The sequence below is a fragment of the Bacillus sp. EAC genome, from assembly GCF_002156875.1.
Lineage (GTDB): Bacteria > Bacillota > Bacilli > Bacillales > Bacillaceae_G > Gottfriedia.
This window is the reverse complement of the sequence record NZ_NCSY01000002.1, coordinates 336,649-357,286: the sequence shown is the minus strand read 5'-3', so window position 1 is coordinate 357,286 and position 20,638 is coordinate 336,649. Positions and strand designations below refer to the sequence as shown.

Sequence of the window (20,638 nt, the reverse complement as noted above, 5' to 3'; positions counted from 1 at the left end):
AGAATGACTAAAAAAAAGAGGTGATTAATAATGACGCTTAAAACTACTTTAATCCAAAATAAGGTTACATATTTTTTTATTTATCATATAAGTAAAACGAAAACTAATATCCTTGATCATGTAATACCTAGAATTAATTTTAACTTAAAAAAATTGGCTCGAGTAATACGCTTAGATAAAAAAAGCCCATATGAAAAATTGAAATTACTTAAAAATAAACATAAAGGCGAGAGATGCTTTATTGTAGCCACTGGTCCAAGTTTAACGAATGAAGACCTGGAAAAATTAAAAAACGAAGTAACATTAAGTATGAATTCGATTTGTTTAGCATTTGATGAAACTGACTGGAGACCTACATATTACGGTGTTCAAGACGTAGGCGTTTTTAATCTGCTACAACAATCGATCGAAAGTTCTGATATGCAATATAAGTTCATAAGTAGTTCAATTTCAAAACAAAATGATATATCAGAAGGCTATCTAGTTTTTCCATTAAATCTACTGAACCATATGGTTTTTCATGAAAAATATGGAACGAAATTTAGTGATGATGCATTTAAGGTAGTTTACGATGGATATTCAATTACTTATTCAATGATTCAATTAGCAGTTTATATGGGATTTACTGAAATTTATTTAGTAGGTGTTGACTGTAATTATTCAACTAATAGTGCACAACATTTTAAAGATTACGGATTCATAGAAAAGTCATCGTTAGCTGTCAAAAGAATGACTAGTGCTTATACTGAGGCAAAGAAATTTGCAGATCGTAATCAAATCAAAATCTATAATGCAACAAGAGGTGGCATGCTTGAAGTATTTGAACGAATAAATCTAGATGACGTATTATGTGATGAGAGTAAAGGATTAGATCTAGCAAGTAAAAAAACGATTTAGTGAATCTTTTCAAATATGTTCAACTGAGGCAGAACTATTAATAGTAGTAGAAAATAAAGTTAGAAAATTCAAACTTATTTAATTGACATGCTCTTAAATAAGTGTTAATTTTATTTTACAAATGTTCTTTATTGCGAACAAAAGAGATTAGTTTTCGGATAATTATACTCTTGAAATAGTGATTGATATTAGTGTTAAGAATGAATAAAAGCCTGTTTTTTTTATGTTTCTGTTCGTTATAAGAAACAAATATTCAGTAAAGTAGGAGGAGAAGTTATGAAAATTGTTGGAGTTATTCCAGCTAGGTTTAATTCTTCTAGATTTAAAGGGAAACCGTTAGCAGATATATGTGGAAAACCTATGGTCTGGTGGGTGCATCAACAATTGAAACTGGTTAATGAGCTTTCTGAGGTTTATGTAGCAACAGATGATTTCAGAATTAAAAATGTCTGTGAAGAATATGGAATTAAAACGATAATGACACTTGATAGTCATAAGACACATTTGGATCGACTATATGAGGTTTCTACAAAGGTAAATGCAGACTTTTATGTAAACGTTAATGGAGATGAACCATTAATTGAATCCGAAGCAATTTTAAAAATATTACCAAAAGACGTTGATCCAAATTCCATCTATATATCGAATCTTATGACAGAGTTAAAGAATCCGTTAGAAGCAGTAGATTATTCAAAGATAAAAATTACGACTGATGTAAATGGATATGGATTATATATGGCTAGAAGTCCAATACCTTATCCAAAGGGCACTTATGAATTTACCTACAAAAAATTTGTTGGTGTGCAATGCTTTACTAAAAGTGCACTAGATTTTTGCCATAGTGCGAAAAGGGGTCCGATTGAGGAAGCAGAAGATATCGATGAATTTAGATTTCTGGAGAACGGTCAAAAAATTAAATTTATTGAAACTAACGTTACTACCTTATCTGTTGATACTCCAAAAGATCTTGAAAAAGTTAAAATGATCATAAAAAATCGACTTGAATGCGTGGTGTAAGCATGAATAATATTAGATTGCTCGATTGTACTTTACGTGATGGTGGTTATATAAATAATTGGAATTTTGGACAAAGAAGCATTAAAAAAATTGTTGAAAAGTTAGCTATTTCGAATATTGATATTATTGAATGTGGATTTGTTCGAGATGTTGAGTTTAATAACAATCAGTCGATTTTTAATGACGTAGAGAAAATTAAGGGATTTATTAACCCAAAGAATAGAAATATTACTTATGTTGGTATGATCGATCAACCATATATTTCAATTGATAGAATAAAAGATTATGATGGTTCTTCAATTGATGGATTTCGCCTAACGTTTCATGAAAATGAAAAAGAAATTGAAGAAGCGTTAGCTTATGGCAAAATATTAATGGAAAAAGGGTACAAAGTTTTTATTCAACCTGTCGGGACTGCAAGCTATTCGGATGCAAGCCTCCTTGCACTTATTAATAAAGTTAACAAACTAAAGCCATACGCTTTTTATCTAGTTGATACACTTGGAATCATGTATAAAAATGATCTTTTAAGAATGTATCATCTAATCGACCATAACCTCGATGATGCAATTTGTATAGGATTTCATTCACATAATAATCTCCAATTATCTTTTTCAAATGCTCAGGAATTATTAAGGCTACATACTAAGAGGAATATTATTATCGATTCTTCCGTATTTGGAATGGGAAGAGGAGCAGGCAATCTATGTACAGAACTTGTAACTCAATATATCAATGAAAATATAGAAGAAAAATATAATGTAGTGCCATTATTAGAAATCGTTGATGAGCATTTAAGTAAATTTTCATCTGACGCGCAATGGGGATATTCAGTTCCGTATTATATTGCAGCAATAAATAACTGCCATCCGAATTATGCCTCATTTTTAATGAATAAACAAACGATATCGGTAAAATCCATTAATACAATTTTAAAGCAGCTTCCAGTGAAGAAAAGGGATATTTATGATGAGTTATATATTGAAGATTTATATATCAATCACCAAATCCATTTAGTTGATGATTCAGATGAACTTGAAGCGTTAAAGCATCTAATTAGTCATAAAAAAGTACTTATAATTGCACCTGGCAAATCTATTGAAACACAAGTAGAGAGAATTAAAAATTTTATAAATGAATACGATCCTTTTGTTTTTTGTGTGAATTTTATCCCAGAAACTTATAAGAGTGATGCTGTATTTATTAGTAATTTAAAAAGATTTGATAATATGTCGGACGTCATTAGTGAAATTACAAATAATACAACACTGATAACAACCTCAAATATTACTAAATCAATTGAATATAATTCTTTAGTTGTAAACTATTCTGATTTACTTCTAAACAATCCAACAATATCTGATAATGCTGGCTTAATGTTATTAAATCTATTGAACCGATTATCAATAAGTAAGGTTTATCTTGCAGGCTTTGATGGTTTTAGTTTAGATAAAAATGTAAATTATTTTTCAACTGAATTGATTAATAATATTGAAATGGATGAACTTGTGAAGAAAAATGAAGATATAAGAAAGCATTTAGCTTACGTTGAAAAATCCATGAAAATACATTTCGTAACGACAACGATTTATAATGACTTGGATTTAGTTAGTAGAACTTAATTTTTAATAAAAAATTGGAGGCAAAATGAAATATTCCACTGTGATTTTTGATTTAGATGGAACATTATTAGATACATCCGAGGGCATTATGGTAGGTGCTAATTATACGGCAAGTAAAATGGGTGTACCAGAACTAACAAGTGAACAACAAAAGAGTTTTATCGGTCCATCACCATATCACTCTTTTATGAGGGAATGTGGTTTTACAGAAAGTAAGGCAAGGGAAGCAGTTGAAATTTATAGACAACGTTATAAAGAAAAAGGTCTCTATGAGGCGAAACATTATGAGTTTATACAAGATTTATTAGGTTCCTTAAAGGAAAAAGAATATAAGACGGCAGTAGCAACTCTAAAAAGAGATGATTTGGCGAAAGAAATTCTAGGGAATTTCGAATTATCGTTGTACTTTGACTCAATAAATGGAATTGATGAGATGGATACACTTAGCAAATCTGACATTATCTTAATGTGTCTAAATGATTTGCAAGAAAAGGATCTATCAAAAGTAGTCTTAATAGGTGATAGTGTTCATGATGCCCTAGGTGCTGAACAAGTTGGAATTGACTTCATTGCTGTAACGTATGGATATGGGTTTAAAAATAAAGAAGAGGTCAATACAACTAATAATGTTTTTATCGCAGATAGCGTTGAAGAGATTATAAAATACTTAAATCTATAAGCAAAAAGAAGTCTCTTATACTAAGGTTCTTAATAAAGAATATGTTTTAATGACAATGCCACTTCTAAAATAGTAAAGTGGTTATTTTCATTTAATTTTAAGTGACAAAGGGGAATGTGATCGTGAAGTGGAAAAAGATCATGTTAAAAGCAGCTATAGTTTTAATAAGCTTAGCATTATTGGTTGGGGTAGTTGGTCTATTTGTATATCATGAAGTTGTGAGTACATCAAAAGTAGTTTACCAGCCAATTAAGAAGTCAGATAGACGAATTGAACCCATAAATGTAGTTGAAAAGGATCCATTTTCTGTATTACTTTTAGGGGTTGATAAACGAGAAGGAGATAGAGGACGCTCTGATTCTTTAATGTTATTAACGGTCAATCCAAATAATAACACCACTAAGATAATTAGTATTCCACGTGATACTAGAACGTTAATCGTTGGTAAAAATCGTATAGATAAAATTAATCACGCGTATGCGTTTGGTGGAGTACAAATGACTGTTAATACAGTTGAAAAATTTCTAAATATACCTATAGATTACTATATGGAAGTTAATATGGAAGGATTTAAAGATGTTGTTGATGCAATTGGCGGTGTAAAGGTTAATAATACGTTAGATTTTACAAATGACGATGTTCATTTTAAAAAAGGAACTCTCTTTCTTAACGGTAGCGATGCACTTAGTTTTACGCGTATGCGCCACGATGATCCGAATGGTGACTTTGGAAGAGAAGCAAGGCAACGACAAATCATTGAAGCCGTAATTAATCAAGGATCCAAAATCGAAAATTTAATAGGTTATGGTGATATATTAAAATCGATTAAGAAAAATTTAGTAACAAACTTTACAATACAAGAAATCTATAATATTCAAAAGGAATATCGTGAAGCAAGCGGAAATATTGAACAAGAACAATTGCAAGGAAGTGGAGAGCTAATCAAAGGAATTTATTATTATCTTGTTCCAGAAAAAAACCGTTTATCACTTTCAAATGAGTTACGTAATCAACTTCAATTAGAATCAAAATAGTAATACAAATAATATTTTAAAGTTTAAAAACTTCTTAAACTAAATAGTCCATAAAAAGCCTACTATAAACGGATAGTAGGTTTTTTATGGACTATTTTAATACTAAAAACTTAATTTAATTTATCATATACCTTTTTTAAACTTGTTGAATTCAATAAATTTAATTAATTCCTCTTTTGGAATTCCTGATTCTATAGCTTCCTGTAATATTTTCATCCACTCAGAATCTATTTGATTCGTTACGTCATTATCTTCCTTAAGTAGATATTCAGCTGTTGTATTAAAGACATCTGCTATTTTATCTAGTACCTGAATAGAAGGATTGCTTTGAAGTTGGCGTTCAATTGAACTAATATAAGATTTTGCAACACCTGCACGTTCGGCAAGCTCCGTTAAAGATATTCCATGTTGTAAACGTAGTTTTTTAATGCGTTCTCCGATCATACATGTTACCCCACATCTTTTTGACTATTTTAAAAAGTATATCATATTAGTTTAGTGTTCTCCTAGTTTAGAAATGAATCTTTTGTACAATTGGAAAGTAATTCATAGAATCAATAAGTGGAAGTGACATTCAAATTTCAGTCAATCAATTAAGTTTCCAACCAATTTGAATAATAGGATTCTTAAAGAGAAAATCTTTACCTTAATACATCATGAACTAAATATAAAGTAAACAAGCGATTCCATATAGGATTCGCTTGTTCATTTATATAAAGTGAAGATGATAGGCTTGTCTAAAATGTTCCTTAATTAAAAATATTATTTTTAACATAAGGAAGCAATGCAGTTGGTACAGTAATTTTATTCACGGCATTTCCAGTTAACGTATTATTTATTATAGACACATTTGTTGGAGTTTTTGCTCCTTTGATTAATTCAATCGCTGCACCAGTATGCCATGCGTCACCTGGATCAGTTGTGTTTGAAATGCGATTTCCCGAAATCAAGAAACCGTCTAAGGAGCCTGTTTTCCCATTTTGACTTTGAACAATTCCATTGAAGCCCCCTGAAATTGTATTATTTGTAATTGAGATGTTTGTCATTGGCCCATCTTGAACTGTAATTGAAACAGCGGAAGCATTAGTGAAGGTGTTTTGATCAACTGTTACATTTTTCGTCGTTCCTTTGACATAAAGAGCAAAATAATTAAAATTCTTAAACGTATTGCCCCGAACTAGTAAACCATCTATTTTTAAAACGTCATAATAGTTATAATCTGTAATGATTCCAACATCAAAATTTGTAAAGGTATTATCAATGAATGACGTATTTTTGATGTCTGTTACAGTAGCGAAAGTATAAACGGCAGCACCCTGACCATTACCGGTGAAAGTGTTTCTCGAGAATTTTGTATCTTCTGATCCGGCAATAATAGAAACCGCATCGTCTTTTGTCGTTACAATGTTATCGTAAATTTGAGTATTAATTGAATTTATTCCCCAAGTACCCTCGATTTTAAAACCCGCTACAGAGTTGATAGTATTATGGTAGATTTCAAGATCTTTATTTTTTATCCAAACGAAAATTTGATTAACGTTTAGAGTATTATCAAAAATTTTCGCTCCATTTGTCTCCATCACTAGGAACCCACCATTTGGACAGTTAACTGTATTGTTATTGAACTCGACGTGGTTAAAATAATTATTATCACTTTTTCCACCTTCAAGTTGAATACAGTAATCTCCGTTAGATGCATTTGAAGTAAAGGTATTATTGTATATTTTCGCATCATCAAAATTCATTTCTTCCCATGGTTCGAAGTGTAAAGCCGGGCGTCCTAACGTATTTGTACTAATATTATTGAAGATTTTTAAATGATTCACTTGCTCAATGACAATATTAGAGCGTCCATTATTTTCTAAAATATTGTTTGAAATAATGACATTATTGCTAGCATCTGTTGAACCCGAAATTGAGATACCATCTGCTACTGCATTTTTTAAAAGATTGTTGTCAATAACAATACGATCCGCATCGTATGCAAAGATACAATGCATGTGCTCGATCCCATCTGGATGTTTTTGAGCATTCCCATCACATGTGATGTTTTGTATTTTTGTATCATTTGCCATAGTAATAACACGGTAATAACCAGATCCACTAGTGTCAGATAATTTTAAAGTAACTGTATCACGATTTTCACCGACTAAATTGACAAATGGTTTAAGAAAAATTGGATTCAAACTGTAGGTTCCCGCAGGAATATATACATTACCACCGCCTCTGGATCCTAAATAATCGATTGCGGATTGAAAGGCAGCCGTATCATCTTTTGTACCATTACCAATCGCACCATAATTTTTAACATTTACTTGATTTACCGAAGCTGATACTGTTACCACTACTGATTGTGTTATATTTCCGTAAGTAACAGAGAGCGTAGTAGTACCAGGATTGATAGCTGTAACAGCTCCTATAGAATTAATTGTTGCAACGCTTGGATTAGAGGAAGAAAATTGGCTTTGAGAAGTTACATTTGCTACTGATTGATCGGAATAATTTGCTTGAACAGCAAGTGTTTTGGATTCATTGATAGTTAAATCAAGAGAATTAGGAACAACACTTAAGGAAACGAGTGTTTTGACGGGTAAAGTGCTGTTTACCTTAATAGTACTAGTTGTTTTCACACCATCTAAACTAACAGTTAATGTGGTTGATCCATTACTTTTTGATGTAATGAGACCAGTATTACTAATCGTTGCAATTGTTTGGTTCAAGATAGAATATTTTGCAGTATTTGTGACATCTTTTTTTGTCAGATTAGTATAAGTAGCTGTAACTTTTACTTGGGCAGTTTGGTTGATATTGGTGAAAGAATAGGTGGGTAAATTTAGTGAGAGAGATTTTACTGTATTCCCTTTAGTTATGGCTAATTTAGAGATTCCAGGTGAGTAACTTTGTGGGTTTTTAATTGCGACAACTTGTACTACTACAATAGCTAATAGTAATAAGGCGCTTATGAAAAGTAGAAGCATTTTTTTCAAATAGTTAACATCTCCAATTTATTTATTTATATATTATAGTATGGAGCTAATCTATCGCCGTGATAGTAGATTAGTGGAAATTTACAAAATTAAATATAGAGGTAATAAAAGTATAAAAACCCTATCAACTGTTTCCTTTAAAGGAAACAGTTGATAGGGTTTTTATTTAAAGTTTTATTATTCTTAACAAATTAATTATTTTTTATACTATCAATTTTATCATGGACTTAAATAGATTACTTTGTTGTAGTTGTTCTATTGTACTAATATAGGATTATGCAATGCTAGCAAGTTCGTCAAGTTTTATTGGAAATAGAAACCTAGACCTGTTTTGCTCTAGATGCTGATTCTTTTATGAATTGTTGGACTTCAGATGGCGACATTCCAACTTCAATACATTCTAATAGAAGATCCAACCAACTTAATTCCTTAATGTTGTCCAATAAACTTTCTTGCATGAATAATTCCCTCCTAAAATCCGGTTATAAGACTAGGTATTTTGCACGGTACTACTAAAGTAATGAAATGGTACAAGAATATACCTTATTTAAAATTACGATAAATTATTTCATTTTATGCTTAAAAAATGTAGTATCAAGTAAAATTATTGTCCATAATTTGTGAGAAAGATAGGATGACGTTATTCAGTTTATTTACTAGTTTAAAAATTTATTTTTAAATTACTTTATTGTATTTCACATTATACATATTCACTTAAGAAAGTATTGTTATAAATTGTAATTTATAAATTTTTTTCAACTATTGTAACATAATAAAAAAGCCCAAAAAGGTGATAGGCTAACGGGAATTATACACTTTGTGTTTTTTTAGTATATTTTAGTAGGATCAATCTTTCGACAAAGAGTAGATTATTAATCTAGCGTAAGAAATAATAATGATCTTCAGTTTGTGTCTTACTCTTAAATGTTGAGATAAGAATTATATTTCTACAACTCAAGAATTAAGATAATAAATGCTTTGTTTTATTGTTTGAATTTTAAATAATTTTTTCTTTAATTGAAAATAAGTTCTCAATAATGAACATTCGTTCGACAATATACCCTAGTAAACTACTAGTATAAATAAAGCTTAAAATGAGGTTTAAACAGCCATAAATCGAGTATTTATAAGGTGTCAAAGAAAACAAATTAGAAACTAATTTGTTTCTTTTTTGCAAAATTCCTTATTATTTTTAGATTTGTAAATTTTCTGTCGGATAGTTCTAATAGGAATATTGTCCTTTAAAAAGAATTCTTACATAGAATTGAGTTTGTACGTCTTTGTATGTACATCAAACAGTTTAATTATTTTTAGGAGGAGAAACATGAATAAGAAAAAGAAAAAGCAGTTATTAAGGGGGACGATCGCAGTAGCTATGTCAACTACAATGCTATTGCCATCATTTAATCAAGCAACATACGCTGCAACGGGAAAGAGTTATAGCAAAGTAGAAGATTATTTAGCATCTTTAACTTCTGCACAACGTACAGCATTAAAAACATTACAAGCATCAGATGTATCTGGTCTTCAGTTATCACCTGATGTTAATTTAAATAGTTCTGCTCAAACTTCAATTATTGTTGAGTTTAATCAGAAGCCAGCTGTTGTTGCACAACTCGAGTCAAAGCTTGAAGGTGGTAATTTGTCTCTAAATGAGGCACAAGCAAAGGTTGACGCAAGTCATCAAGAGTTTAAAAAGGATGTACAGTCATTATTAAGTAATAAAGTAAATTACCAAATTAATAATACGTATAAAAATGCTTTAAATGGTGTTTCTATGAAACTACCAGCAAATCAAATTGAGACTTTATTAAAATCAAAAGCTGTTAAAGCAATTTATAGCAGTGTTAAGGTATACGGTGAGCCTGTAATTAAGCAGGATAAGCAAGATATTAAAGAGATGGCTGGAGCAAATCAATCGACTAGTAATCAAATTCCATCAATCAACATTGATAAGCTACATGAAGAAAAGATTACAGGAAAAGGAATTAAAGTAGCTGTAATCGATACTGGTATTGATTATAATCACCCAGATTTAAGAGATGCATATAAAGGCGGATACGATTTTGTAGATAATGATAGTGACCCAATGGAAACTACATATGAAGATTGGAAGAATTCAGGTGAGCCTGAATTAAATGAAAGAGGAAGTGCTTATTATACTGAACATGGATCACACGTGTCAGGTATCATTGCGGGTCGTGGAAAAAATGATAGTGCTTATCGCACAGTTGGTATGGCTCCTGATGCAGACATTTATGTTTACCGTGTTCTTGGACCATATGGTAGTGGATCGTCTGAAAATGTAATTGCAGGTATCGATCGTGCTGTACAAGAAGGTATGGACGTTATGAACCTTTCATTAGGATCAGCTGTAAATGATCCATTAATTCCTGAGAGTATCGCCATTAACAATGCAGTATTAGCTGGTGTTACGGCTGTTGTATCTGCTGGTAATAGTGGACCAAATATGTATACGCTAGGTTCACCTGGTACAGCTGCACTTGCATTAACGGTTGGTGCGTCTTCTCTTCCATCTACTCGATATAGTATTAATACAAAATTAGAAGGTAACGGTGATCCTTATACCCTTAATGGCTGGTCACAAATGGCAAAAGGAATTAAGGATAATCTAACGGACTTAGAAGGTAAGTCTTATGAGGTAGTTTATGCAGGCTTAGGAGCACCTGGAGATTTTGTTGGAAAAGATGTAAAAGGGAAAGCCGTTTTAATTTCACGCGGAGTATATGCATTCGTAGATAAAATTAAAAATGCTTATGATGCTGGTGCTGCAGTTGTTTTGATTCATAATAGTGCTGCAAATGCAGGTAAAGGCGATATTAACCTTTCTGTAGGTGAGGGGATTGATTTCCTTCCAACGTTTACAACTTCATACGAAAACGGTATGGCAATGAAAGCAAAATTAGATGCAGGAAGCACACAAGTTACGCTAAGTGGTTTAGCTGTTAAAGAAACAAAAGGTAATACAATTACAGATTTTAGTTCTCGAGGTCCGTCTCGTTACAACTATGATATTAAACCTGAAATTGTAGCACCAGGTGAAAGTATCTTATCAACAGTTCCTGCTTATATTAGCAATCATAATGACCCTACAGACTATAGTTTTGCATATGAACCACTTTCAGGAACATCAATGGCAGCACCAAATGTTGCTGGAGCTGCAGCTTTATTATTACAAGCTAATCCTGGATTAGAACCAGAAGATGTAAAAACAATCTTAATGAATACGTCTGATGATTTAGACCTTCCGTACAGTGTATTCGAGCAAGGTGCAGGATTAATGGATCCGTATGAAGCGATTCATTCTCAATTAGAAGTTAAAGTTCTTGATAAAACGGATAGCGTTGTGAAAAACAGGTTGAAACCAATTAAAGACCGAACTGGCGCGCTAAGTTTTGGACTTGATGTTTTAACTGATGGTAATTTTACAAGTACTAAATCAGTTGAAGTTAAGAATAGAAGTGAGAAAGCAAAAACATTTAATGTGAGTTTTGTTAACCAAGTTGGAACAAGAGGTTCATTAGATCCAGCTGCAAATGGTGTAGCCGTTTCATTATCAGGACTAACAACAGATGCAAATGGTAAACAATTACTTACAGCAAAAGGCATTTCAACTAAAACGATTAAAGCGTCAATTAATGTACCAAGTACAGCAGCAAAAGGAATTTATGAAGGATATATCGTGCTAACAAATAAAGATAATCCTGCAGAGGAATATCAAATCCCTTGGTCTATTCGTACAGTAACAGAAGGATTCGCAGGCGTACTGGTGCTTGATCCTCTAGTTACAAGTAGTACAGAGCCAACTGAATACTATGATCCATTCGCTAGCTTAATTTTCCAAAACAATTCAATGATGAGAACGATTGACTTCGTTGTTCAAGATGAAAATGGTAAGGATGTTGGATATCTAGGTCAAGTAGATGGATATGCGATTGGTGATGGTGCTACATTACAAATCAGTAATTTCTTCGATGGAACTTATTTAAAAATTGAAGATAACCAAATTACGAATGAAGTAGTTCATGCAAAACCTGGACATTATAAAATTAAACTAGTTGGTACAAGTGAAGTATCTTCTAAACAAACAACTACAACGGATGACTTTATTGTTGAAGGAAATAAACCAGTTTTCGAAACGAATTTAGATGCTGGTATTCCAATTAAAGAAGTGGAAGGAACTTCGACAACAATTTCAGGTAAGTTATTTGACCAAGACATTGAAGATGCAAAAGCTCTTGGCTTGGCAGTTAGTCAGTCTAAAAATACACTTAAATATTATGTAAATGGTGGTGCTGGTAAAGCTGTTGCGGTCAATAGTGATGGGACATTCTCAGCTTCAGTGACACTTCCAAATCAAGATGTAACAACGATTAGAATTTCAGGTGCAGATGCTGCATCAAACTACGCTGGAAGTAAGACGTTCACTTTAGTGAAAAAAGGAAGCTCTTACTTATATGCTCAACCATCTGCAACGTCAGTTCAATCTGGTGATTCAGTTAATTTTGCAGTAACTGGTTACAATTTACAAAATGCTAAAAATGCAACGTATAAATTTGCATTACCAACTGCATTTGCAGCAGTAAACAATGTAACTGCAGCTAGTGGTTCAGCAGCATTTACGACTCAAACAAGTGGTAGCCAAACAATTTATACAGTTAATTATAACGCTGCTACAGGTCAATCTTTATCAGGAAATGAACCATTATTTACGATTAATGTAAAGGTAAAAGATGATGATTTCACGAAAAATGTAGCATTTGATAGCCAATCTGCAAGCTATACGAATGCAAGTGACCAAGTGGTAAATTTAGCTCATGCTGGAAGCAGTATTAATGTAATTCCTACTTTCGGAAAGTTAACTGGAAATGTAAAAGCTAATGCATTTACATCAGATACGGGAGCTACGAAAGCTAATACGGATTATACAAAACTAGCAACTGTTACTTTGAAAAATAGTCAAGGACAATCATTTAATGTTTCAGTATCTGCAAATGGTTCATTTGTTGCTACGAAATTACCTGCTTCAACTGTACCGTATACTTTAACGGTCAGTGTACCAGGCCATTTTACTTACACTCAAAATGTTGTTGTAGGTGAAGACCAAAACGGTAAGGCAGTGGGATTAAATGTTAGTACAGGTGATGTAAGTACTCTTGCAGGGGATGTTAACCAGGATAATGTAGTTGACGTTCAAGATGCAATATACTTACAAACTTACTGGGCAACAAATAAACGTGCAGCAGATATCAATTTTGATGGCAAAGTGGATCAAAGTGATATGGCATATGTAGTAAATAACTACACTGCACAAAACCCAACAGCTACTAATCCACCTAAAGCTAAATTAGCTTACAAAGGTAAGAAATTAGAGGATGTATTAAAGGATTTAGGTCTGTAATAAAACCGAATCTATTTTCAAAGGCCAGGCGAATTATCACCTGGTCTTTTTTTCGTTCCAACAGCATGGATGCCTAAGATTATTTAATTTGACATATTTTTGATATTAAGTATGTAAACAGGGGAAAAAGTAATAGTTTTATTTATGCTAGTTCATATGATTTATTCGTTATACAGAACAACTTAAATTAAAACAAGAACTAACAAAACATTACAAGAAATATAGGGAAATTGAGTGAAACACACTGAAATATGTAGCAATTTAGGGTATTTTATAGCGTTGGAAAGGATTGTCAATTTGTTCGATATTTTGTATATTTAGTACGTAGTTGTTCTTCATAAAGAACGAAATACAAAATATACTATTAGATGATTAAAGGGAGAGAATTAAATGAAAAAGATTAAAAGTAAAATCGTAATTAGCGTAGTATCTGCTGGTCTATTAATCTCTGGGGGAGTTGCTTTTGCTAGTAGTAATGCAGGTACATTATTAACTAATTGGGCTAATACGAAAACTAATAACGCAAAAACTGATGTGACAACTGCTTACAATGCGAAATACAATACTGACGTTGCTACAATGACGTCAAATGTAAATGCATATAAAGTTGGAGCTGCAGACAACATTGAAGCTGTTGGAACTGCACAAACGAATACAGCAAACACACAAATTAATGCTGCATTACAAGAGCATTTAACTGCTATCTCTAATGCATTAACAGCTTTAAATATGAGTGTTCCATCTGATTTCGCTGCATATGTTACGAAAACAAACGGCGACACAACAACTAACCTTAATAACTTAAAAAATACATTAAATAGCAGCTTTAATACACAATTATCTGCTGTTGCGAAAAGTGCAGACACTAAACTTCAAACTGATCTAGGTGCATCACGTTCTGATGCAGTTAATAAGTTAATTGCAAAAATTCAAGAAGCTAAGGCTTCAATTGAAAGCTTGATTTCAACACAACAAACTGCAGCTCAATCTGCTGTACTAGGTCATTTAGAGTCTGAAATCAATCGTATTGAAACGGCTTTAAAATCAGAAATTGATGCTAAAAAAGCAGAAGCGATTGGAACGTTAGAAGCTACACAAACACAAGCTACAAATGATGCAAAAGCTGAAATGCAAGAGTTAGTAGATGCGATCAATAAATAAGTAAAAAATGAATGGGCTGTTTCATAAATACCACCGATTTTAGGACAGCCCTATTAAAAAGTTTGATTTTGAATTGCGGCCGTAGGAGGTAACTATGCAGAATAGTATTGAAAAAAAACAATCTTGGATAAAAAGAAATGCTAAAAAACTAGTAATTGGATTTGTTACATTAAATGGTGGATTAATTGCAGCAACTACATTTTCGTTTGCCGATACTAATCTACCTGCGGCAATAACCTCTTGGACAAGCCAGCAAATTCAACAATCAAATGATTATATCATTGGCATGACTGAAGCGGAATCAATTAAACAAAAAGCTCGTTTAATAGAGGAGGTTCAGCTAAAAGCAAAGCAATCAGCTGAAGAAATCCAGCAGTATGCTATTGAAAAAAACGCTGAATCGCAAGCAGAATTGCAAAAATATGCGGATGAAATGATTAAACAAATTGATGAGAAAAGCGACAAGGATGTAGAAGCTACAAAAGAACAAATTGATGAAATTATACAAAATGCAATGGATCAAATTAAAGAAACAGCTGAAAAGCAAGATGGACAAAGTGAAAGCAATCCTGTTACTGATTCTAACAAAGTAGATTCAAGTGATACAGATTCCGGCAACAAAACAGATTCTACTGATACTGATTCTAACGTTGAGAAACAGAAATGAGTATGATCCATATTGATGAACGAATCGAACCTAATAAAGTAGAGAATGTTAACTCAAAATCGATTAACAAATCTTTGATCGAATGGGGAAAATTCTTTCTTGTACTTATTACATCTTTAATCATTGTACTAAATACGATTGGTTTTACTAGAGTAAGTGGAGTATCGATGTTTCCTACTTTAAATGATAGGGATCTAGTATTTGTTAATAAATTAGCTAGATATTACCATGAACCGGTGCTTGGTGATGTTGCCATCCTTCATTTAGATAGTAAGAATTTTGATATTGTGAAGCGCATAGTTGGAGTTCCTGGAGACACTGTTCAAATTACAAAAGGGGTTATTTATGTGAATGACCTAGCAGTCCCGGAAATTTCTACATATGGAGTATCTGAGGATATGGAAAAAGTGATTGTCCCTAAAAACAGCTTGTTTGTTGTAGGAGACAATAGAGAACCAGGCATCAGTTACGATAGCCGAAGTAAGGAATTTGGATTTATACCAATATCGAAATTAAAAGGTTACGTGATATTTTCAGTACTACCTTTTCATAAAATTGCAAAAATACTAAAAGTGTAATTTGATCTAATGGAGGCAAGGGAAGATAATGAAGAAAAAATTCGCTAAAAAGAAAATCGTAGCAGGCTTAATTATTGCCGGTTTAGTTTCATCAGCAGGAACTGCATTTGCATCATCGAATGCAGGTGATTTATTTACTAAATATGCTAATACAATTTTAAATGATGCAAAATCTACAGTAAGTAAGACACTTGGTACGCAGACAACTGATAAAATCAATTCAATGCAAAACCGATTAAATACTTACGTTGGAGATACTGGAACTGCTATTAATAACAAGGCGGGAGAACTTGCTACAAGTGGAGCAAGTACGATTAATGGGCAATATAATGACCATCAAAGTGAGTTAAATGCTGCTCTACAAAGTATCAATAGCAGTACTCCAGGTCAATTTTCAGCTTTAATTGAACAATTAAATGCAAAAACGACAGCGGGAGTTGAAGGTCAAGTAGCAGGACTAAAACCTGATTTTAGTACGCAAGTATCAAATGGACAACAATCAATTAATAATGAGAAAGCAAAAGCTCTTCAAGCGCTTGAAAAAGCAATAAATGATGCAAAAGCTTCTCTGACACAATTAATTGATTTGCAAAAAGGAACAGCAGATTCTCAAGTTAAAACATATTTAACAAACCAAATTGCTGTCGTACAACAGTTAATCAATCAAGCAACTGAAGAATTAGAATTTAAGAAAGCTCGAGCTTTAGGTGATAAAGCTAGCTCAATTAAAGATTCAGCAGTTACTGATATGGCAAATATAGCAAACACATTATACACTGCACAAAAATCGGTATTAGAGGATTTTGAAGATACGAGCTATGCGTTTCCAATGGTTGGTGATTGGGTAAGAAGTAACGAGAGAATTGATGGAGAGTCTGATTACTATACGATTAGTAATAATATTACGAATGATCAAACGTCTACATCAAATGTGACGATTACTGTTCCAAACAATGCTTATAATTCATACTTATCATTTGATTACTTAGTTCGTTCACAACAAAATAAAGATTTCTTAACGATTTCATTAGATGGAACTGTATTAGTATCTGATTCTGGTGCGGGTGGTCATTGGACAAATTTAAAACAAGCGATCCAACCAGGAACACATACTTTAACACTTTCTTATTCAAAGGATAAGTCTGGCAGTGCAAACAAAGATGCTGGATTTGTAGATAATATTTTATTAACGTATGACCAAACAAAATAAAGTAGTTTAAGTAATTGGACTACCAAGATAGGTTGATATTTAAAAATGATTACAGTTGATAATCATGAAATAGTAAACCATCATAAAATGAAGGGGCGTCTCTAAGTCGAACATCGAATTAAGAGACGTCCCTTCATTTTTAATCGAGTCTGTTTTCTTTTTTAATCTATTCAACAGGAAACTATCTAATTTCCACTACAGGATGCTCGCTTTTTAGTGGGGCGGGCGGTGAGCCTCCTCAGCGGAAATGCGCCTTGAGGGGTCTCACCTTCCCGCTACTCCCACAGGAGTCTCGCACCTTCCGTTCCAATCAATTTCAATAGTAACGATATTCTTATAAAAAATCTTTAAGAAACAATTCAAAAACCCTTGAAATTAAGTGGCTAATGACTTAATTTCAAGGGTTATTTTCCTTGTTTATACTTATTAAATTCAATAAACCTGATTAATTCTTCTTTAGGAATCCCCGAATTAATCGCTTCCTGAAGAATATTCATCCACTCAGAGTCAATCATTTTCTCTGGATTAAGGTCTTCTTTTAGAAGGTTTTCAGCTGTTGTATTAAAAACCCCTGCAATTTTTTCAAGCACCTGAATTGATGGATTGCTTTGTAGATTGCGCTCAATTGAGCTTATATAGGATTTTGCTATGCCTGCACGTTCAGCAAGCTCTGTTAAAGACATTCCATGTTGTAAACGTAGTTTTTTTATGCGTTCTCCGATCATAGGCTACTCCATATCTTTTTTGAACTATTACAAAAAGTATATCATAACGAGAAGTTATACTTCTAGATTTGACATGGATCTTTAATGTAATTGTAAAGAAAAGAACGAACTTCCTCAGGAGTAATCCCTGCATCAATACATTCTAACAATAAATCTGTCCAACTCATTTCAAGATTGTATTCTTTTAACTCTGCTTGCATGGATAGTAACCTCCCAAAAATTAGGTATATGATACCAGGTAACCCTGCTATCTTTGTTCAGTACTGTATGAAAATAAAGATGAAGATGTATAAACTCTTCTATTATTCATCGTAACGAACGGAAGATCAGTGGCTTTGCGTCCCAATCTTTCAACTGGTTTGCCTTTTTCTGGAGGGTAATTGTATGGATAAAATCTGTTCTTAGTAATTAGTATATACTGAAATAGATTCATAGTTTGTTGTAATTTGTAATTGTCTATTAAAATTAATTAAATTAAAAACATTTCAATTTGATTATAATCTAGTGATAAATAAAGGGTTTTTTGTTATTTTTGTAATAAGATTAAAAATATTCAGAAAATAAGTTTTCGACACTAGTTAAAAAGATACTCGAATTAAGCGATAATAGAGTTAAGGTAATAGGAAATAAGTACTTGAAATCGAAAAAAATAATTTTGACTATTTTTTATATTGTTAATTTTAAGGAAAGTGCCGATATAAAAAGTATGAATGAGAAGCCTGGGAAAATAAGATAATAGTCCTACTAAAAGGAGAGAGATAGATGAGTGATTCATTGATTATTACTAAATTACTAAATAGTGCAATTCAATCTATTAAAACTGTTATTCCGCTAAACTTTACTTTAGGTGAACCGAAAATACTTAAAGGAAATATTGTAGAAGGACATTTAGGTGTTCTTGTTGGGATGACGGGAAGTTGCAAAGGTCAAACAGTATTAAAAGGACCATCATCTACCTTTAGTCAGCTTGCTCAAGCAATGTTTGGAATGCCTGTTGAAAATGAAATTTTAATATCTTTTACTGGTGAATTAGGAAATATGATAGCTGGAAACTTAACTACTTTTGCATCAGAACAAGGAATTGAAATGGATATTACACCTCCAACCGTTTTTGAAGGCAACACAACTTTGCATAATATTAAAGCACCTATTGAACTAGCGTTAAATTTTGAAGGTGCAGGAGAAATGTCTCTAGTTATTTCAGTAGCATAAATACATAGTTAGTAAGCAATAGAGTAATCAATTATACCGTTGATTACTCTATCATTTTTTTTACAGTTTATTTCTTAATCTTTTTAACGCGTAGCGATAACTTGAGCGAATACTAGGCTCTTGCATATTAAACTTTGTAGCAATTTCGGAAAACGACTTATTTAAATAGAAACGCTCAATAAGGATTTTTTGTTGAATAGGTGATATGCCATCAAGATGACTTATAAAATCTTCAAATAAACATGCTTCGTCTGTATAATACTTTTCTTCTTTCTGTTGATCCACAACAACAAATCGATCTTCGTATTTACTTTCTTTTGATAACTCATTAAGTAAATGTCCTCTAACAGTTAAAAATGCATAATTTGAAAAGCTTCCTTTTTCACTTTGATGTTTTTCGTAAGCAACCCATAAAGCGATTTGGCCTATTTGGTAATACTCTTCATGCATTTTAAAAATCCCTAGTTTTTTCATAATGGATTTAATCATCCGTTCGTACTGTTTAAGGCAGTCTTCAAATGTTGCTGGCTTTATTTCTCCAGAAAAAATGTTATCTTTATTTTGATTTCGTTGCATCAGTTTCGCCCTTCATAGTGGCGCGCCATCTACTTATATTCCGCGGTGAGGTAACTATACGAAATCAAATCGAGTACTGCACTTTTATAAAGGTTATAAATAGAATGGAAGAAATAATTAAACTTTAAATTTTAAGCATCATAATTCATGTTTACTAACTTTATAGTTAGGTGAAATTCAAAAATAAGAACAATATTTGAGTAATTAAAATGTTTTTCGTAAGGTAAGCAGGCCTGGTCATATAATTGTCAAAAATAAGTTAAATTGGTTTTGATATAATTTAAGGTGTAGAAATATCATTAGGGAGGTACCTATGTCAAAATTAGATTATGTCATCTCATATGAAACAATGATGCTAGAAACCGCAAGCCACCCAGAATATTTAACAAAAATTACTGATACAAATGGTGTTGTTTATTCAACACGACCAGCTAGAACCTTAATTAAAGGTTCTGCTCTTGCTAATAACCATTCAATAAAAGGGCATCTTGAAATTGTGAAAAACAGCTATCCAAATATGAAAAAGATTCCACTTATGATCAATACCGCATTGTCAATACTCATGATTCCCACTACATCTCCAAATGGCAGTTCATGTAAATGGCTAAACTTTATTCAAATTAAGCACTATCGAAAAATGAATGAAGTGACAAAAGTACACTTCAGAAATGGAGCTGAAATTGAAGTGCCTGTTTCTTATTACATATTCGATCGCCAAATGAGTAAGGCAACGAAATTACTTGGCATTTACCTAAGTCAAACAGCTGAATATAAAGTAAAAACAGAAGAAGAGAAGCTAATACAATTGAAAGAATTTATGGTGGAGTATTTGAAGAAAAATATAGGTTGAA

Annotated in this window: 18 protein-coding genes and 1 riboswitch; of the genes, 12 read left to right on the top strand and 6 right to left on the bottom strand. The window is 32.3% G+C overall.

What is annotated here, in order from left to right; all coding sequences use genetic code 11:
* Window positions 1-30: 30 nt before the first annotated feature.
* From B7R65_RS04765 to B7R65_RS04745, 5 genes are all read left to right on the top strand, one after another.
* Window positions 31-897 carry a 6-hydroxymethylpterin diphosphokinase MptE-like protein gene (locus tag B7R65_RS04765; protein ID WP_088041604.1) on the top strand — a complete coding sequence of 289 codons (867 nt, stop codon included), beginning with the start codon at window positions 31-33 and terminating at the stop codon, window positions 895-897.
* 276 nt (window positions 898-1,173) lie between these two features.
* Window positions 1,174-1,914 carry a 3-deoxy-manno-octulosonate cytidylyltransferase gene (locus B7R65_RS04760; RefSeq protein WP_088041603.1) on the top strand — a complete coding sequence of 247 codons (741 nt, stop codon included), beginning with the start codon at window positions 1,174-1,176 and terminating at the stop codon, window positions 1,912-1,914.
* A gap of 2 nt (window positions 1,915-1,916) precedes the next feature.
* The gene (locus B7R65_RS04755; protein ID WP_179194772.1) at window positions 1,917-3,536 is read left to right on the top strand and encodes an aldolase catalytic domain-containing protein; all 1,620 of its coding nucleotides are present in this window, start codon (window positions 1,917-1,919) and stop codon (window positions 3,534-3,536) included.
* Between the two features lie 25 nt (window positions 3,537-3,561).
* Complete coding sequence (locus tag B7R65_RS04750; protein WP_088041601.1) at window positions 3,562-4,215, top strand: HAD hydrolase-like protein; 654 nt, start codon at window positions 3,562-3,564, stop codon at window positions 4,213-4,215.
* A gap of 122 nt (window positions 4,216-4,337) precedes the next feature.
* Window positions 4,338-5,249 carry an LCP family glycopolymer transferase gene (locus B7R65_RS04745; protein ID WP_256941156.1) on the top strand — a complete coding sequence of 304 codons (912 nt, stop codon included), beginning with the start codon at window positions 4,338-4,340 and terminating at the stop codon, window positions 5,247-5,249.
* Window positions 5,250-5,372: 123 nt separating this feature from the next.
* On the opposite strand, the gene B7R65_RS04740 is transcribed toward B7R65_RS04745, so the two are convergent.
* The 3 genes from B7R65_RS04740 to B7R65_RS21230 form a co-directional block, all read right to left on the bottom strand.
* Window positions 5,373-5,693 carry a helix-turn-helix domain-containing protein gene (locus B7R65_RS04740; RefSeq protein WP_088041600.1) on the bottom strand — a complete coding sequence of 107 codons (321 nt, stop codon included), beginning with the start codon at window positions 5,691-5,693 and terminating at the stop codon, window positions 5,373-5,375.
* Between the two features lie 305 nt (window positions 5,694-5,998).
* Window positions 5,999-8,227, bottom strand: a complete 2,229-nt coding sequence (locus B7R65_RS04735; protein ID WP_256941186.1) for a right-handed parallel beta-helix repeat-containing protein — start codon at window positions 8,225-8,227, stop codon at window positions 5,999-6,001.
* Between the two features lie 329 nt (window positions 8,228-8,556).
* Entirely contained in the window at window positions 8,557-8,694 is a 138-nt protein-coding gene (locus tag B7R65_RS21230; RefSeq protein WP_179194771.1) for a hypothetical protein, read from the bottom strand.
* An 866-nt stretch (window positions 8,695-9,560) separates the two neighbouring features.
* On the opposite strand from B7R65_RS21230, the gene B7R65_RS21885 reads away from it, so the two are divergent.
* The 5 genes from B7R65_RS21885 (at window position 9,561) to B7R65_RS04710 (ending at window position 17,274) form a co-directional block, all read left to right on the top strand.
* Complete coding sequence (locus B7R65_RS21885; RefSeq protein WP_088041598.1) at window positions 9,561-13,658, top strand: S8 family serine peptidase; 4,098 nt, start codon at window positions 9,561-9,563, stop codon at window positions 13,656-13,658.
* A gap of 390 nt (window positions 13,659-14,048) precedes the next feature.
* Window positions 14,049-14,819 carry a hypothetical protein gene (locus B7R65_RS04725; protein WP_088041597.1) on the top strand — a complete coding sequence of 257 codons (771 nt, stop codon included), beginning with the start codon at window positions 14,049-14,051 and terminating at the stop codon, window positions 14,817-14,819.
* Between the two features lie 94 nt (window positions 14,820-14,913).
* Window positions 14,914-15,486, top strand: a complete 573-nt coding sequence (locus B7R65_RS04720) for a hypothetical protein (protein WP_088041596.1) — start codon at window positions 14,914-14,916, stop codon at window positions 15,484-15,486.
* Window positions 15,483-16,064 (top strand): signal peptidase I, encoded by a 582-nt coding sequence (gene lepB, locus B7R65_RS04715; protein WP_088041595.1) that lies wholly within the window; start codon window positions 15,483-15,485, stop codon window positions 16,062-16,064. Before B7R65_RS04720 ends, lepB begins: the two co-directional genes overlap by 4 nt.
* A gap of 28 nt (window positions 16,065-16,092) precedes the next feature.
* On the top strand, window positions 16,093-17,274 hold the full coding sequence (locus B7R65_RS04710) for a hypothetical protein (RefSeq protein ID WP_088041594.1): 1,182 nt from the start codon (window positions 16,093-16,095) through the stop codon (window positions 17,272-17,274).
* 404 nt (window positions 17,275-17,678) lie between these two features.
* Here the strand turns inward: B7R65_RS04710 and B7R65_RS04705 are convergent, their stop codons facing one another.
* The gene (locus tag B7R65_RS04705; protein WP_088041593.1) at window positions 17,679-17,999 is read right to left on the bottom strand and encodes a helix-turn-helix domain-containing protein; all 321 of its coding nucleotides are present in this window, start codon (window positions 17,997-17,999) and stop codon (window positions 17,679-17,681) included.
* Window positions 18,000-18,061: 62 nt separating this feature from the next.
* Window positions 18,062-18,199, bottom strand: coding sequence for an anti-repressor SinI family protein (locus B7R65_RS21225; protein WP_179194770.1), 138 nt, complete (start codon window positions 18,197-18,199; stop codon window positions 18,062-18,064).
* 34 nt (window positions 18,200-18,233) lie between these two features.
* Window positions 18,234-18,373: riboswitch (cyclic di-GMP riboswitch) on the bottom strand.
* Between the two features lie 388 nt (window positions 18,374-18,761).
* On the opposite strand from B7R65_RS21225, the gene B7R65_RS04700 reads away from it, so the two are divergent.
* A complete protein-coding gene (locus B7R65_RS04700) occupies window positions 18,762-19,211 on the top strand; it encodes a chemotaxis protein CheX (protein ID WP_088041592.1) in 450 nt (149 codons plus the stop codon).
* A gap of 60 nt (window positions 19,212-19,271) precedes the next feature.
* Here B7R65_RS04700 and B7R65_RS04695 read toward each other — a convergent pair whose 3' ends face one another.
* Complete coding sequence (locus B7R65_RS04695; protein ID WP_088041591.1) at window positions 19,272-19,787, bottom strand: sigma-70 family RNA polymerase sigma factor; 516 nt, start codon at window positions 19,785-19,787, stop codon at window positions 19,272-19,274.
* Window positions 19,788-20,100: 313 nt separating this feature from the next.
* Here B7R65_RS04695 and B7R65_RS04690 point away from each other — a divergent pair, with 313 nt between their 5' ends.
* The gene (locus B7R65_RS04690; protein ID WP_088041590.1) at window positions 20,101-20,637 is read left to right on the top strand and encodes a competence protein ComK; all 537 of its coding nucleotides are present in this window, start codon (window positions 20,101-20,103) and stop codon (window positions 20,635-20,637) included.
* Window position 20,638 lies beyond the last annotated feature (1 nt).

Coding starts and splice junctions, on each gene's coding strand:
- B7R65_RS04765 (WP_088041604.1), top strand. CDS start 31: ATGACGCTTAAAACTACTTTAATCCAAAATAAGGTTACATATTTTTTT.
- B7R65_RS04760 (WP_088041603.1), top strand. CDS start 1,174: ATGAAAATTGTTGGAGTTATTCCAGCTAGGTTTAATTCTTCTAGATTT.
- B7R65_RS04755 (WP_179194772.1), top strand. CDS start 1,917: ATGAATAATATTAGATTGCTCGATTGTACTTTACGTGATGGTGGTTAT.
- B7R65_RS04750 (WP_088041601.1), top strand. CDS start 3,562: ATGAAATATTCCACTGTGATTTTTGATTTAGATGGAACATTATTAGAT.
- B7R65_RS04740 (WP_088041600.1), bottom strand. CDS start 5,693: ATGATCGGAGAACGCATTAAAAAACTACGTTTACAACATGGAATATCT.
- B7R65_RS04735 (WP_256941186.1), bottom strand. CDS start 8,227: ATGCTTCTACTTTTCATAAGCGCCTTATTACTATTAGCTATTGTAGTA.
- B7R65_RS21230 (WP_179194771.1), bottom strand. CDS start 8,694: ATGCAAGAAAGTTTATTGGACAACATTAAGGAATTAAGTTGGTTGGAT.
- B7R65_RS21885 (WP_088041598.1), top strand. CDS start 9,561: ATGAATAAGAAAAAGAAAAAGCAGTTATTAAGGGGGACGATCGCAGTA.
- B7R65_RS04725 (WP_088041597.1), top strand. CDS start 14,049: ATGAAAAAGATTAAAAGTAAAATCGTAATTAGCGTAGTATCTGCTGGT.
- B7R65_RS04720 (WP_088041596.1), top strand. CDS start 14,914: ATGCAGAATAGTATTGAAAAAAAACAATCTTGGATAAAAAGAAATGCT.
- lepB (WP_088041595.1), top strand. CDS start 15,483: ATGAGTATGATCCATATTGATGAACGAATCGAACCTAATAAAGTAGAG.
- B7R65_RS04710 (WP_088041594.1), top strand. CDS start 16,093: ATGAAGAAAAAATTCGCTAAAAAGAAAATCGTAGCAGGCTTAATTATT.
- B7R65_RS04705 (WP_088041593.1), bottom strand. CDS start 17,999: ATGATCGGAGAACGCATAAAAAAACTACGTTTACAACATGGAATGTCT.
- B7R65_RS21225 (WP_179194770.1), bottom strand. CDS start 18,199: ATGCAAGCAGAGTTAAAAGAATACAATCTTGAAATGAGTTGGACAGAT.
- B7R65_RS04700 (WP_088041592.1), top strand. CDS start 18,762: ATGAGTGATTCATTGATTATTACTAAATTACTAAATAGTGCAATTCAA.
- B7R65_RS04695 (WP_088041591.1), bottom strand. CDS start 19,787: ATGCAACGAAATCAAAATAAAGATAACATTTTTTCTGGAGAAATAAAG.
- B7R65_RS04690 (WP_088041590.1), top strand. CDS start 20,101: ATGTCAAAATTAGATTATGTCATCTCATATGAAACAATGATGCTAGAA.